This window comes from Bartonella sp. 220B (genome assembly GCF_026930205.1).
Lineage (GTDB): Bacteria > Pseudomonadota > Alphaproteobacteria > Rhizobiales > Rhizobiaceae > Bartonella.
Genome location: NZ_JANHOI010000011.1, coordinates 15093 through 30815 on the forward strand (window position 1 = coordinate 15093; position 15723 = coordinate 30815).

9 protein-coding genes are annotated in these 15723 nt (G+C 36.3%); 5 read left to right on the plus strand and 4 right to left on the minus strand.

The annotated features are described in order from the left end of the window. The first annotated feature begins 107 nt into the window (after positions 1-107). Entirely contained in the window at positions 108-1043 is a 936-nt protein-coding gene (gene argC, locus NPX99_RS07125; protein WP_269031179.1) for an N-acetyl-gamma-glutamyl-phosphate reductase, read from the plus strand. 13 nt (positions 1044-1056) lie between these two features. Here argC and NPX99_RS07130 read toward each other — a convergent pair whose 3' ends face one another. From NPX99_RS07130 to hfq, 4 genes are all read right to left on the minus strand, one after another. Further along, positions 1057-2148: a COX15/CtaA family protein gene (locus NPX99_RS07130; protein ID WP_269031180.1), complete on the minus strand. Its 1092-nt coding sequence runs from the start codon at positions 2146-2148 to the stop codon at positions 1057-1059. 138 nt (positions 2149-2286) lie between these two features. After that, a complete protein-coding gene (locus tag NPX99_RS07135) occupies positions 2287-4059 on the minus strand; it encodes a hypothetical protein (protein ID WP_269031181.1) in 1773 nt (590 codons plus the stop codon). A 140-nt stretch (positions 4060-4199) separates the two neighbouring features. Beyond that, positions 4200-5543: a GTPase HflX gene (gene hflX, locus NPX99_RS07140; RefSeq protein ID WP_269031182.1), complete on the minus strand. Its 1344-nt coding sequence runs from the start codon at positions 5541-5543 to the stop codon at positions 4200-4202. Positions 5544-5600: 57 nt separating this feature from the next. Next, a complete protein-coding gene (gene hfq / locus NPX99_RS07145; protein WP_269031183.1) occupies positions 5601-5840 on the minus strand; it encodes an RNA chaperone Hfq in 240 nt (79 codons plus the stop codon). Positions 5841-6406: 566 nt separating this feature from the next. On the opposite strand from hfq, the gene NPX99_RS07150 reads away from it, so the two are divergent. The 4 genes from NPX99_RS07150 to NPX99_RS07165 all read left to right on the plus strand — a co-directional run bounded on the left by NPX99_RS07150 (position 6407) and on the right by NPX99_RS07165 (position 15714). Beyond that, the gene (locus NPX99_RS07150; RefSeq protein WP_269031184.1) at positions 6407-10972 is read left to right on the plus strand and encodes a hypothetical protein; all 4566 of its coding nucleotides are present in this window, start codon (positions 6407-6409) and stop codon (positions 10970-10972) included. A gap of 756 nt (positions 10973-11728) precedes the next feature. Continuing rightward, on the plus strand, positions 11729-14047 hold the full coding sequence (locus NPX99_RS07155) for an NADP-dependent malic enzyme (RefSeq protein ID WP_269031185.1): 2319 nt from the start codon (positions 11729-11731) through the stop codon (positions 14045-14047). A 197-nt stretch (positions 14048-14244) separates the two neighbouring features. Next, positions 14245-14529 (plus strand): acyl carrier protein, encoded by a 285-nt coding sequence (locus tag NPX99_RS07160; RefSeq protein ID WP_269031186.1) that lies wholly within the window; start codon positions 14245-14247, stop codon positions 14527-14529. Between the two features lie 9 nt (positions 14530-14538). Beyond that, a complete protein-coding gene (locus NPX99_RS07165; RefSeq protein ID WP_269031187.1) occupies positions 14539-15714 on the plus strand; it encodes a beta-ketoacyl-ACP synthase in 1176 nt (391 codons plus the stop codon). Positions 15715-15723 lie beyond the last annotated feature (9 nt).

The window sequence follows — 15723 nt, forward strand, 5'->3', positions numbered from 1 at the left end:
AAGAAATTCAATCATTTAATAACTACCATTAAAATTGTTAATAATTTAAAATAATTTTAACATGACAAGCTCAATACAGTAGAAAAAATTAATTCAAGGCCAATAGGATGACAACGAAAGTTTTTATTGATGGTGAACACGGAACAACCGGATTACAAATACAAAAACGACTAGCCGAGCGTTCGGATTTTCAATTACTCTCTCTTACTCATACAGAGAGACATAATATTGATATGCGACGAGACTGTCTTAGCCAAACTGACATTGCTATTTTATGTCTTCCAGATGATGCTGCACGCAAAACAGTTAACTGGCTTAAAAATAATAAAAAAATTAGAATTATTGATAGCTCAACAGCTCACCGTGTGGCACCAGACTGGGTCTATGGTTTTCCTGAAATGACGATAGGACAAAAAAAACGTATCCAAGCAGCTCATTACGTATCCAATCCTGGATGTTATCCTACCGGTGCAATTAGCTTGATTCGTCCACTCCGTGAAGCAGGCCTGCTTGACGCTCATTATCCAATATCAATTAATGCAATATCTGGCTATACGGGAGGGGGAAAACAATTGATTGCACAAATGGAAAACCAATCTCACGAAAATGATGCGCGAGAAAATTATTTTATCTATGGTCTTAATCTTGAACATAAACATGTGCCAGAAATTAAAATCTATGGGCAAATAAACCAAACACCTGTTTTTGTCCCAAGCGTTGGTCGTTTTCCTCAAGGAATGATTGTAAATATTCCACTCCATCGCCACTTATTTACAAAATCAGCGAACTGTTCTGATCTACGTGAAATTCTCGAAAACCATTATAAAGGACAGAATATCATATCAGTTGCATCACAAGACGAAACAGATGCCCTTACTAAACTCAATCCAGAATGCTTCGCACACAAAGATGGAATAAAGTTATTCGTCTTTGGCAACGAGCGCGAAGGAATTTTCAATCTCTGTGCTCTATTAGATAATTTAGGAAAAGGTGCATCCGCAGCTGTTATTCAAAATCTCGACTTAATGCTTTCAGGAAATTAACTTCTCTGAAATGTTATTTAACAACATGATACGCTCCCTTTGTTGCTCGCCAATGCGCAACCGAAAAGCACAATATGACTAATGCAACAGTTTGATGAATAAGCCCCAAACTGATAGGAACCTCATGTAACAATGTGAAAACACCTAAGATTGCTTGAAGAATGATCATAATACACATAAAAAATGCACGACGAGAATGCGTTGACTGTGGAACATTGCTCCGTACATATAAGGCATGAACAACTGCTGCAATAAACAAAAAATAAGCAAAAAAACGATGGATAAATTGAACAGTTAAAGGATTCTCAAATAAATTAAGCCAAACAGGATTATGCTGCAATAATCCATCGGGTATGATCTGACCATCCATAAGCGGCCATGTATTATAGACTTTTCCAGCATGAAGGCCTGCAACCAAAGCACCCAAATAAATCTCAATCAAAATAAAAACAACAAACCATCCTGCAAAATACTGAATCTTTCGATTTGCTGGTTTTTCTGAATATTCCGTAAGTCCTCTAGATAAATAAGTAACAAAAATAATAACAAAACATGCTGTGATAAGATGAAAAGCTAAACGATATTGGCTCACACTTGTTAAATCACTTTGACCAATACCAGAAGCCACCATCCACCAACCAATAAACCCTTGAAAGGCTATAAGGATTGGTACAACGGTAAGCTGAAACAAAATATTTTTTTCAATACGTTTTGTCGCCCAAAACCAAATGAGACCTATTAAGGCGACAAGACCAACAAGACGCCCGAGAATACGGTGCGCCCATTCCCACCAGAAAATAACCTTAAACGCGCTTAACGTCATATCACGATTAAGCAGCTTATATTGCGCTATCTGTTGATATTTTAAAAATTCTTCCTGCCATTGATCCACACCAATCGGTGGAATGACACCATGTATAGGCTTCCATTCAGTTATCGACAATCCTGATCCCGTCAAGCGGGTAGCTCCCCCCACCAAAACTATTGCCAAACAAAGCAATAAAATAGAATAAAGCCACATTTGAATTTGTTTTCGATTTTTCTTTTGCAATGGTGTTAAAACGGTATCGTTCAATCTCTTTACTGTCATTTCTAATTGCCCCACGTCATTCTCCAACCACAATTTATTTTAAAACCTAAACTTATAAACCCTAGTAAATCCTAGCTATTTTTTTAATATGTACTACAATTTTATTAGAAGACAAGCAGAGTATTATCATATGTGATGAGCTTTCTACGATATTTATGATGCAACCACACGGTAAATAGTTTTCGGAAACCTCTTCATCATTTTCATCATCCAATTTTGTTCATGAAAAGCAGTACTACAAATATAATAGTCTGTGAGCTTTGCAAATTGGTCAAATCCATATTTGGGTTCGCTTGCCATTTCTAAAATGATAAAATCATAATCCTTTTTAAATTCTTGTAAGAGATTTGGGATATCATTTGAAAAATCTTGCGCACAAACGGCACTTGTTAACCCTTGGGGAAGAATATCAACTCCCGTATCATAATCACGATAAATAACATCTTGAAACTGGGCATTACCCGTCAAAATATCGCTCATTCCTCTATGTGGACCAATGACTTTCTCTATTTGTTGACCAGAAATATCCACCAAAAGAATTGTTTTATGCTCTTTTATCAGAAGTAAAGAGAGCTTTGCTGCCGTTCTTGCAGCCTCTGGCCCAATTATTGAAACAACTGTTGAAGCACGACATTTCAAAAAATCGGATAATTCCCCTATTGTAATAAAAGATTCATCATGACTTTTTATTTCCTTAATGTCTAAAGTGCTCTCATCATTTTTAAAGTCATCTTCTTTCCGTTGATCTTTTGTTATTCCAGAGCATTGGCGAAACAAGAATAGTCCTAGCAAAAGAGCAACTAAGCCTGCAAACACACTGATAATAACATTTTTTCCGTAAAGAGCCATAAAAGAAAAAGGCACCAATGTTGTTGGCACAACCACATGAATTTTTGTATTTTGCAACAGAAGAGAATTCTTACTCATCTCTTTATTTTGTGCATCCACCACTGTTCTTATTTTATTTTCAAGCTCGTTAAATATTTGTTTCAAAGACTGGGATTGCTCTTTTACAAAAAAGCTAATCCTTTTTTTGAGTTGTTGTTCAAATTCTGTTGCAAGAGCCTCATCTGAATGAACTTGATCAATAATTTGCAAAATTTTCTTCTCTAATTGATGAGAAATCACCTCTAATTCGGCAGTCATCGCTTTAATTTGAGGATGTGTCCATCCTAATTGTGCAACCATATGCGCTCTTTGTGTCTCTAAAAGATCACGCTTAGATTCTAGTGCAGAAATCATTGGATTGTTTGCAATAAAGGACAGAGACAATAAAGACTGTCCATTTTCCCGTATCATGTTAATCGTGGAATTCAAACTCGTTAAATGAATGCGCTTTAAAGTTGCTTGTGTTAATTGCACAGAGAGATCATTAAGTTCTGATTGTTTTACATTGTGATAAATGAAAGAATCAACAGATGAACGAAATCCTCGCACGATATTGAGTATCTCAGTCTTATCATATTGTTGACCAACGTTCTGCTCTGTTAACAATAATTTTTTTTTCTGTTTTATGATTGCTTGTGAAAATGCAGAAAACCACGTTTCTAATCCACGTCGAGCAGCTTCAAAGCTTCCTGCTTCAAAAGTAAGATCAATGAAATCACCATTACGAGACAAACGAATATTCTCATGAAAATCTTTTTTCTGAGAAGCATTTGAAGAAAAACTCTGTAAGAGTGGATCATTCAGAGGTATAGGCTGTGAAAATAAAGATGCAAGAATATTATTTTGTTTATGAATTGATAATGGCTTTCCTGCAGAATCAGACAAGGAAAATGTCAAAGTTGCCCTGTATGTCCGCGGACGACTAAAGTCATATAACAACCAAATCGAAAATGCACACAGAATTGTGAACAGCAAAATAACTAAAATATTTCGCGGAACCGTGCGTACAAAAACCCTTTTGTTATATTCAAGACTCATCTTTATTTCAACCAGTAAAATACTTCGTATTTTTTTATTAAGAGAAAGTAGTAACTATCCTCTTAACTTGAAATCATATTATTTTGAGAGAAAAAAATGTGAAAATGCAGAAATAAAGTACAGAAATATCTCAAAAAACTTTAATTCATATTTTGCTTGATATGATCGAGTTGTTTTTTTGCTTCAGAGGTAAGTACGGCTTTAATGGTAACAGAACCGTCCCCATGCCCTTCCTGCGTTATTGCACTAGAATTTTTATAAAACCAATTAATAAGTGGCATTTCATGAGGTTTTAAGAGACATTCAACGTTTTGCATTTCTCCAAAAATTCGCTTTTCAATAGCTGTTAATAATTGACCAAGTCCATCACTCATGAGTGCTGAAACCATAACTGCAGGATTTAACCGTGTTTTTGCGCTTGTTTGCAAAACATTCAATGCATGCTCATCTAATATATCAATCTTATTCCAAACTTCCATGATATGTTCTGTATCGTCAATATCAATACCAAGACTTGAAAGAACTTCTAAAACATCTTTGGCATGGGCACGATGATCAAAATCTGACATATCTCTCACATGGAGAATGAGATCAGCTTCAATCACTTCTTCAAGAGTTGCTCTAAAAGCTGCAATCAAATGCGTTGGTAAGTTAGAGATAAAACCTACAGTATCAGATAAAAGAATAGGTTTTCCATGGGGTAGAATAACCTTGCGCAAAGTCGGATCAAGCGTTGCAAACAACATATCTTTAGCAAGGACATCCGCACCGCTCAAACGATTAAAGAGCGTTGATTTTCCTGTATTAGTATATCCTACTAAAGCAACAACAGGATAGGATGTTTTTTTTCTTTTCGCTCTATGAAGAGCACGTGTTTTTGTAACTGTTTCCAATTCGCGTCGGATACGAGTAATCTTTCCTTGCAAAAGACGCCTGTCCGCTTCAACCTGAGTTTCACCAGGCCCTCCTAAAAAACCATGTCCACCACGTTGCCTTTCCAAGTGTGTCCAACTACGCACAAGTCTGCTTTTCTGATAAGATAGATGCGCTAATTCGACTTGCAAAACCCCTTCTTTTGTACGCGCACGATCCCCAAAAATTTCAAGAATTAAAGCTGTTCTGTCGATAACTTTACACTTCCATAATTTCTCCAAATTTCTTTGCTGCACGGGTGTTAAAAAATAATCTATAATGACAAGCTCAACGTAATATTCACTTATATAATGAGCAAACGCATCTACTTTACCCTTTCCAAATAAAGTTGCAGGACGGAGAGTGGTTATATTAATTGCTTCATAATAAACAACCTCCAACCTTATAGCGCGGGCTAGCCCTAACGCCTCTTGAATTCGAGAAGATACTGAACAACTACCTGAGGCATTTTCACTTTTATTTTCTTGACAAATCGGAACCAAAACAACAGTGGGCACTTGTCTTACAACTTGTGAAGGAAATCCTCCAAATCTCTCATTTTCATTTAACATGGCAATCTAAAGCACTTTATAAATGGGATAAGAGGTTTACAATGAAATATATCTTGTTTATTCAGAATTTTCACCTTCAAACATCTGTACAGGTTGCCCAGGCATAATTGTAGAAATAGCATGTTTATAAACCAATTGCGCATGTCCATCACGACGCAAAAGGACACAAAAACTGTCAAATGAGGTTACAATACCCGTTAGTTTAACCCCATTTACAAGAAAAATTGTAAGAGAAATTTTTTGCTTGCGTACTGTATTTAGAAATACATCTTGCAGGTGCTGTGATCGTTCTGCCATTATTCTTACACCTTCATCTCAAATTGCATAAAACACTCGTGCACGCATATCGACTGAAAAATAACCAATTGTCAACGTAGGAGCTTCAAAAATTAGCAAAAGACAGTTTAATATCAAGAAAAAAAGCTCTCTACAATGATGAATATCATAACTTGTAAAAAACTTATCATCAAATATAAAAAACTCCGCACCCTCACTTTTTACGAACTGCTATGAATAACCATTTTATAATGTGGATACTTTTTTAAAATTATAACATCTTAGGGGTATATAGCTAACTTCTCTCATTTAGAATCAATAAAAATGAATGTAGCAAACTCGTCATTCTACCTATAAATGAAAATTGTAAACAGTGTTTTTGTCTTTATTGTAATCAAACACTATATTGTTTTTATTATATTTTACACCATTTATGAACAGGTCAAAAGAACCCCGTTAACTTTATCTTGATAAGTTTTTAAAATTTTTTCCAAAACATATTCCTTTCTAAATAATTAACAGCTAGTATGTCGGGATATCTGGAGGAGGACGTATCCCTTTTCCATCTGTAAGAGTACGAGGCGAGTATGGCACGCAGAACGAAGTTACAAACATTTGAAATTGAAGTTGAAGAAGCTCTTTCGAAAGCTATGAACTTTGATTTTAATAATGATGCGGCAATGGAGACAATATCAGCCAATAATTCTGAAAATGTCATTAATGTAGACGAATTAATTCAAAAGATTGCAATGGCGGAAGAAGAAATTTTTGCTGAAAATGATACTTCAACACTTGTTTCAAATATTCATGATAATGCTGTTATTGATGAATCGGTTGTTGAACAGCTTTTTTCTTCAAAACCTAATCCTGACCTTTCAGGTGGAACTGTTCATAATACATTGTTATCTACACAGCTTTTTCCTGCCAATGATGATATAACAACTCCTTTAAATTTTGGCTTATTAAAACAGCGTTCCACTTCACGAATCTATTGGTGTACAACAGCGCTTAGTGCTCTATGGGCAACAGGGGGTGCTTTTATTGCTCATAAGCTTGCTCCTGCTGGACTCAATTCCTTATCAAATATCACCACCTTTGTTACATCCTCAACGGGATTAGCAGTAGCGGCCGGAACAGTAATCCCTATCCTTCTCTCTTGGGGATTTGCTCAATTAACAAAGCGTTCAAACGAATTGCATAATATTGCTCTTCTTATGACAAATGCTGCACAACGCCTCAGTGAGCCACAACATATCTCTGAAAAGCAAGCTATCGCTATAGGGCAAACCATTCGTGAAGAAGTCGCAGCTATGAACGAAGGAATTGAACGCACCCTTGGGCGTGCTGTTGAACTTGAAGCAATCATACAAGGGGAAGTCCATAATCTGGAACAAGCCTATGCTGAAAACGAATCACGCATACACACATTAATCAAAGAATTAAGCAATGAACGCATAGCCATTTTGAATCATGCTGATCGCGTACAGTCAACAATTAAAGGAACACAGGAACAACTAAGTGATGAATTCGGCTTAGTGACTTCCAAAATTGTCACCAATGTTGAAAAGCTTGCACAAACTCTTTCCCAAACCTTACAAAAACAAGGGGAAGATCTTGTTGCAAAACTTTCCTATGCAGGTGATGATGTAACAAATCAGCTTGTTGAAAAATTTAATGAAACCACAACCCAGATTCAGCAAAAAAATACAGCATTCTTTCACGAATTAGGGAAAAACTTTGATGGTTTTTCAGAACGTTTTGATAATAATGAAAAACAAATAGAAAAAGCCTTTAATGAAACAGCAGCTAAAGCTGAAATGCATATCGCTAAAATTGCAACCCATATACAAACAGCAACAGACCAGACCTTACAGAATGTTGATGAAAAATTTAAAACACTGGATGAATCCATTATTGATCGCAATCATCAATTTCTACAGAGTTTTGATGAAAAAATCATTCAACTCGATGAAAAAGCATATAAACTCTCTTCCAAGTTTGATAACGTAACTTCAGAAGCGATAGAAGCTTTTGAAAACCGTTTAGCAACGGTTGATCTTTCTCTTAAAGAACACAGCAATTCCATAATTGAATCCTTTATTGCTCGTAGTCAAACTCTAGAAGATAATGCTGAAAAGCTTGGTAATTTCTTAGAAGCCCACGTTTCACAAATTAATGCAAATCTCCAAGAAAAAACAGCTGATATTACCGAAGCATTTACAAATGGACATGAAACTATCCTTTCTGCAATCGACAAAAGCAAAGAAAAGCTAAGAGAAGAAGTTCAGCATATTGATAGTGCTATTATTGATATCATACAAGAACGCTCAAAAGACTTCAAATTACAACTTTCTGATCAAAGAACTCTCATGGCAGATATGCTTGATAATGAAAAAAATAAAATCGCTGAGACACTAAAAAATCAAATTGATGTTTTAGCTGAAAACACCTCAAATCTTGAACAGATTTTGGTTGATAATGTTCAAATCGTTGATCAATATGCTGAAAATCACGTTGCAAATATAGTTCAATGCACAGAAAAACTACAAGAAGTCATTGTACAAAGTAGCAATACAACAAAAGAGGCCCTAGAAGCACAAGCTAGAAATATTGACATACGTGCTGACGCTCTGCGTGACTCTTTAGCGATTAATAGTTTTTCTCTTAACGAAGTTCTTGCAGATCAAGCACGTACACTCGAACAGCGGATGGAAACAATCCATAATCTCATTACAAAAAGTGATATACATGTGGATGTTGCGTTAAAACAACAGATAGATTTAGTTGAGAATGCAATTGCTGCCAACAATAAGAATATTACAGAAACTGTTCAAGGACATATTAAAAACCTCGAAAACCATGCCGAAATTTTAAAAAATACCCTCTCTCAATCGAGTGGTACATTTTTTGAAACTCTTGAAACAAGCATGGAATCGTTTGATACAAAGCTGGAAGTTGGTGCACACAAAATTTTTGAACGTGCAATAACATTAGAAGAAAGCTTGTCAGAAAAGCTTGATCAAGTATGTGAAACTATTGAGATGCAAACATCTGCTTTTGAAGAACGCTCTGACACATTAAAAACATCTATCATGCTTAATAATGAACAAAGTCAGATGATTCAACAAACGCTGGAATCAAACATTGATAATATGCGAATCACATTAGAAGATTCTGTGAATACGGTCACAGATAACTTGCATAACAAGATTATAAAGGCCTCTGATATTCTTTCTTCTACAAGCGAACAGATACTTTCATCTGTTACAAATGTTGCTGTACAAGCAGAAAATATTCTCTCGGAATCTGGAAATCGCATTGTATCAAACGTTAAACAAACGGTTTATGATACTAGTGAAAAAGTTTTGTCTGTTTTTTCTGAACAAACAGCCCATACTATCGAAGCTTTCGCAACAGCCAGTCATAATGCACAAGCATTATTGAATGAAACAATTCACACTTCAACAATAACAATTGAACAAGTCCTTAACGAAAGATGCAATGTTCTTCATCATTCCATGCAGAATCTTAAAAATAATTTAGGATATCAGCTTTCTGATGTAAGTAGCCGCTTGGAAGAAGCAAAAAATCAAACAGCTACTCAAATTTCAGAACATGTTGGAAAAATTACAGAGTTGACAAACCATTTAAACCAAGCTGCGCAAAGTACAACGGAGTCAATTGGTTATTTAACACAGCATATTGGTGAACAACTCTCCCTTTCAACACAAGATGCCGAACAAAGGATTTATGCACACAGTGAATCTCTCGTAAATAGCTTAGCACAAACAAACTCTGAAACACTTCAAACAGTGACTGCTATGAAGGAAGATCTTGTCAATAATGTCTCATCTATCATTGCACAATTAAATCAGTCAATTTACAACTTTCATGAAAATAGCAATGTTTTATTATCAGCTGTTCAGAATATTGATGGTCAATTCAGCGAGACTGCAAATAGCTTTTTCCGCAACACTAACCAAGTAGCAGAGCATTTATCAGCTTCGAATCAAGCACTCAATAGCAATATTGAGATTTTGCAAGGACTTTCACAAAACACATTTAAACAAATTGCTCACATAACAAGTAGTTTCAGTAAACATGCTGAAACACTTGCTGAAGCTATTCAAGTTTTAGAAAAATCTGAAAATTCGTTTAATGCAACACTTGAAGAAAAACACAACACACTCTCTGCATTAAGCAATGCTCTTGTTTCAAAATCTAATGAAATTAATCAACTGATTGAACATTATGAAAATGTTCTCAGCACAGCACTCGAGCGCACTAACAAAAATGCGCGTAATTCCACACATTCACTCCAACAATCACTTAACCAGCTCATTAATGAAGCTTCAACGCGTTTTTCAGGAGCAACAGAAGATATACGTCGCTCAGCTGATGAAGTTCGTTTAGAACTTTCAAAAATTAATCATGATATTCATGAGAGTGTTCAAAAACTCCCTGCAACGACAAAAGAAACAACGCAAACAATTCGCAGCGCTCTCAATGAACAAATTACAGCCTTAAAGGACTTAGCAAGTGTTGTACAAAAAGTTGATCAAAATAATGCAAATGAGCAGCTAATATCGACAATTCCTACAACATCAACACTTCAAAGAAAGGATAGAAGTTCTCCTGAATTCATTAAAAAGATAATACCCCCTAAACCTATTTTGCAACAAGACCAAAGCAAAAAAAGGCAAAATAAATGGGTATCGAATCTTTTAGAACGAGCTTCACGTGAAGAAACTTGGTATGATGAAATGCCTGATGATGCGGTTTTTGTCCCTGTACAAACAAAATCGCGACCTGTAAGTGAGTCTCTTAACACATTAGCAGCAAGTATAGTGCGGGCTATTAACCACAATGCGGTCGTTGAGCTATGGGCTCATTATAGGCGTGGACAAAAAAACATCGTGACCGAACACCTTTATACTTTGAATGGAAAAACCATATTTGAAATGATTAAGAAAAAATATATGAACGATGTTGACTTTAAACACTCAGTTAATCAATATATTGCAGATTTTGAAAAACTATTACGTGATGTATCCCACGATTCAGCTTCTTCGAACTCAGTTCGAAAATATCTGATATCGGATACTGGAAAAGTTTACACTATGCTTGCTCATGCGAGTGGTCGTATCCAATAGACAACAATAAAAGTGGAAAAAATATTTTTCCACTTTTTGTATTTGTGGATCTGTTGTCATATAATGCACTGCTTGCAAGTGTAGCGTTATGTAAACCTTGGATAGATGATTGGTATTCTGTTTTCTTTGATATTCTAAACAATATTAATTACCAACAACGTCCCCCAAAATAAGGATAAGTATTCCCCTATTTTACACTTCTTATACGAATTTAGACCTATTGTAGAAAAAAACTCTCTATATAAAGCACTCAATTGATGAATTTTCCAACCAAAGCTTTATTCATTAAAATACACATATTTTTCTACCTACGTGCATAGACTCATTCCATCAATGTTCATTAAAATGATACAAAACAGTTTAGAATTTTAAAATAATGGTTTATGAATTACACACTCACTATAAATATGAATAAAGCTGGAGTTTATAAAAACTAGGTTAAATGAATAAATTCTCTTCTGCTTTTTTGTCAGCATTGCAAAAAAAATAACTGCTTGGTAATGTAAGCATCAATAATATTATACTTATCTTTTTAAATAACTTACTTCCGCAAATTTTTGTTAAGGAAAAAAGATTAATCGTGCTGATATCAATGCAATTGTTAAGGGGCGCAAATAAAAAAATATCAAACTGTTTTAATGCTCCAAAAGAGTTTTCTCGCATTTTTTATTCAGAGAAAAGAGAGCTACCAGTGGATACAATTTATTATAAATGGAATATCTCACATAAACATATACTAACTTGGATATCATAAAAATGTCTATAGAACAAAAGAGTAATTTCAGTTCACAAAAAGTTGAACTTGACAGTGCCGCACTTTTTTATCACCAACATCCCAAACCCGGAAAGTTGGAAATACAAGCGACAACACCTCTTGATAATCAGCGTGACCTAGCTCTTGCTTATTCTCCAGGTGTCGCTGCACCATGTCTTGCAATTCATAAAGATCCCAATCTTGCTGCGCAATATACTTCTCGTTCTAATTTAGTTGCTGTTATATCAAATGGAACTGCTGTTCTTGGACTAGGAAATATTGGTCCCCTCGCCTCAAAGCCAGTTATGGAAGGAAAAGCCGTTTTATTTAAAAAATTTGCGAATATTGATGTTTTTGATATTGAAATTAATGCGCCCAATATTGACCAAATGGTAGACACTGTATCTGCCTTAGAACCTACATTTGGTGGTATTAATCTTGAAGATATTAAAGCTCCTGAATGTTTTGAAATCGAAGAAAAACTTCGTTCTCGAATGAATATTCCAGTTTTCCATGATGACCAACATGGGACTGCTATTATTGTTTCTGCAGCTGTATTAAATGCTTTAAATCTTGCTGGAAAAAAAATTGAAAATGCAAAAATAGTTACCTCAGGTGCCGGTGCCGCGGCTTTAGCTTGTCTTAACCTTTTAGTTCGCCTTGGAGCAAAAGTTGAAAATATTTGGCTTAGCGACTTAGAGGGAGTGGTTTATAAAGGCCGTACGACTCTTATGGATCGTTGGAAAATCAATTATGCCCAGGAAACTGATGCACGAACTTTATCCGAAATTATTGATAATGCCGATGTTTTTCTAGGTGTTTCAGCAGGGGGGGTTTTAAAACCTGAATATCTGAAAAAAATGGCTTCAAATCCATTAATTTTAGCACTCGCTAATCCAACACCAGAAATTATGCCAGAAGAAGCACATTCCGTGCGGACAGATGCAATGATTTGCACAGGACGTTCTGATTATCCTAATCAGGTCAATAATGTGCTTTGTTTTCCCTATATCTTTCGTGGTGCATTAGATGTTGGTGCCACCGCGATTAATGAAGAAATGAAAATGGCCGCAGTTTATGCGATTGCAGCTCTCGCCCGCGAAGAAACTTCAGATATTGCAGCACGTGCATACTCCAAAAAACCACCCAGTTTTGGTCCAGAGTATCTGATCCCCTCCCCCTTTGATCCACGGTTAATACTGCGCATAGCTCCTGCTGTTGCGAAAGCAGCAATGGAAACTGGTGTCGCACTGCGGCCAATCGAAGATATGGAAGCCTATCATGATATTCTTAACCGATTTGTGTTCCGTTCTGGTTTAATGATGAAACCCGTTTTTGCTGCTGCAAAAACAGCAAAACGTAAACGTGTCATTTATGCAAATGGTGAAGATGAACGCGTACTTCGCGCAGCACAAATTGTTCTTGAAGAACAAACTGCAATACCACTCCTCATTGGGCGTCCCCATGTCGTGGAGGCAAGACTAAAGCGCTTTGGTTTAAGAATTCGTCCTGGCATAGATTTTGAACTTACAAATCCAGAAGATGATCCACGTTTTCGCGATTATGTTCATTTATTTCTTCGTTACACAGGAAGACGTGGTGTTTCACCCGATGTAGCAAAAACAATTGTACGAACATCAACAACAGCAATTGCAGCCCTCGCTGTAATGCGTGAAGAAGCTGATGCAATGATTTGTGGTTTAGAAGGGCGCTTTGAACGTCATCTTGAATTGATTGAGCAGGTCATCGGACTTGATTCAAATGTTCGTCATTTTTCTGCTGTGAGTTTGCTGATTTCTTCACGTCGCACCCTTTTTCTAACAGATACTTACGTTAATGAAGATCCTTCTGCAGAAGAAATAGCAGAAATGACGGCACTGGCAGCACAAGAAATTGAAGCATTTGGTATAACTCCAAAAGCAGCATTATTATCACACTCAAACTTTGGCTCAAAAAATACAGAAAGTGCGCGTAAAATGCGCCGTGCAACCGAAATTCTTGCCAAATTATATCCAAATTTAGAAGCTGATGGAGAAATGCACGGTGATGCAGCACTTTCTAAAGTTTTTCGTGATCGTGTTTTTCCTGATTCACGCCTCAAAGGTGAAGCTAATTTGCTTGTCTTTCCAACACTTGATGCAGCGAATATAACACTCAATCTCGTAAAAAATCTTACCAATGCCCTTCATGTTGGACCTATTTTAATTGGGGCCTCGCGTCCTGTACACATCTTGACACCTTCAGTAACTTCACGAGGAGTCGTTAATATGACAGCTCTTGCTGTTCTTGCTGCCAATAGAAAAAAAACCTTAATAAAATAACTGAACGTAAGTAAACACAAACAAAGTATCAAATTTTTATAACTTTGAAGCGTAATATTTCAAACACTGTAAACGCGTTTTCTCTATAGAAAAGACAACTATATTTTGCTTTGAGTCTTTTTTTTTAAGGAAAAAAAGGCTAAAAGAAGGCAAACAAGTGTATTTTGAATTTATAACTCATAATAAGGAACCGCACATTGCCCTCTACGTTTGAGAAAGTTGCTGATATTATCGCAGAAATTAGTGAAATTGATCGCAGCACAATCACACCTGAAAGCCATACAATTGACGATTTAGGAATCGATAGCCTTGATTTTCTTGATATTGTTTTTGCTATTGATAAAGCTTTTGGAATTAAAGTTCCGCTAGAGCAGTGGACCCAAGAAGTCAATGAAGGTACAATTGCTACTGAAGAATATTTTGTTCTGAAAAATCTTTGTGCAAAAATTGATGAACTCGTCGCCATAAAACAGGCGGAATAATTTTTTATCATGCATAACCAAGCTGTGTTCATCACTGGTATAGGACTTATAAGCTCTCTTGGTGAAGGCGTTAATCATCATTGGGATCTCTTGAACAATTCTACAGTTACACCAAATCTTGATTGTACAACTTTCTCACCCTACACTGTTCATAAATTGCCTGAAATTGATTGGAGTTTACAAATTCCCAAAAAAAGTGATCAACGGCAAATGGGCACGTGGCAACGCCTTGGTACCTATGCAGCAGGTCTTGCTCTAGATGATGCAGGCATGAAAAATAATGAACAATTAACCTCAACAATGGATATGATTGTCGCAGCAAGTGGAGGGGAACGTGATATTGTTGTTGATACAGAAATTCTTTCTAAAGCACGTACAGCAGCCGATCCTGCTTCTATATTAAATTCGGTCCTTTCGGCAGAACTTCGTCCCACTTTGTTTTTAGCACAACTGTCAAATCTTTTGGCTGGCAATATTTCAATTGTTCATAAAGTTACCGGCTCTTCTCGCACCTTTATGGGCGAAGAAGGCAGTGGACTTTCTGCACTTCAAATTGCTGCAGCGCGTATTCGATCAGGGCAAAGTACACATGTATTGGTAGGAGGCTCCTATAATGCACAGGGCTATGATATGTTGTTAGCCTATGAACTTGGAAACCTCTTAACGCAAGGTGGGTGGGCACCAGTGTGGGAACGTAAAAATTATCTTGGTGGCGGTGTTATAACTGGCTCTGGTGGTGTCTTTCTAGTTCTTGAAAGTGAAGCACATGCAAAAAAACGTAATGCACGTGCTTATGCTGAAATTAAGCAGATTATCACAGATCAAATAGACAGAACAAAAATCTCACTTCAAGAATCGATTGTATCAATGTTGAAAACAATCAAAGCAAAATCTGCTTTAGCTATTTCAGCTGCTTCAGGATTTCATGAGGTGACAGAAGCAGAACAAAACGCTCTTGAAGATTCTGATATTTTTTACCGTGGAATTACAACATTATTTGGTTATATGCGGGAAGTCCAACTTCCTTTAGCACTTGCACTTGCTGCTCTTTCTATTGAAAAAAAACACTGTTTTCCAGCATTAAGTGCTCCTGAAAAGCCTTTTTTAAAAGAAGTACGTGAAGCATTTGTTACAACCATTGGTATAAAAAGAGCTGAAGGTGTGGTCCGCCTAACTGCTGTTTGAGGGAGATTG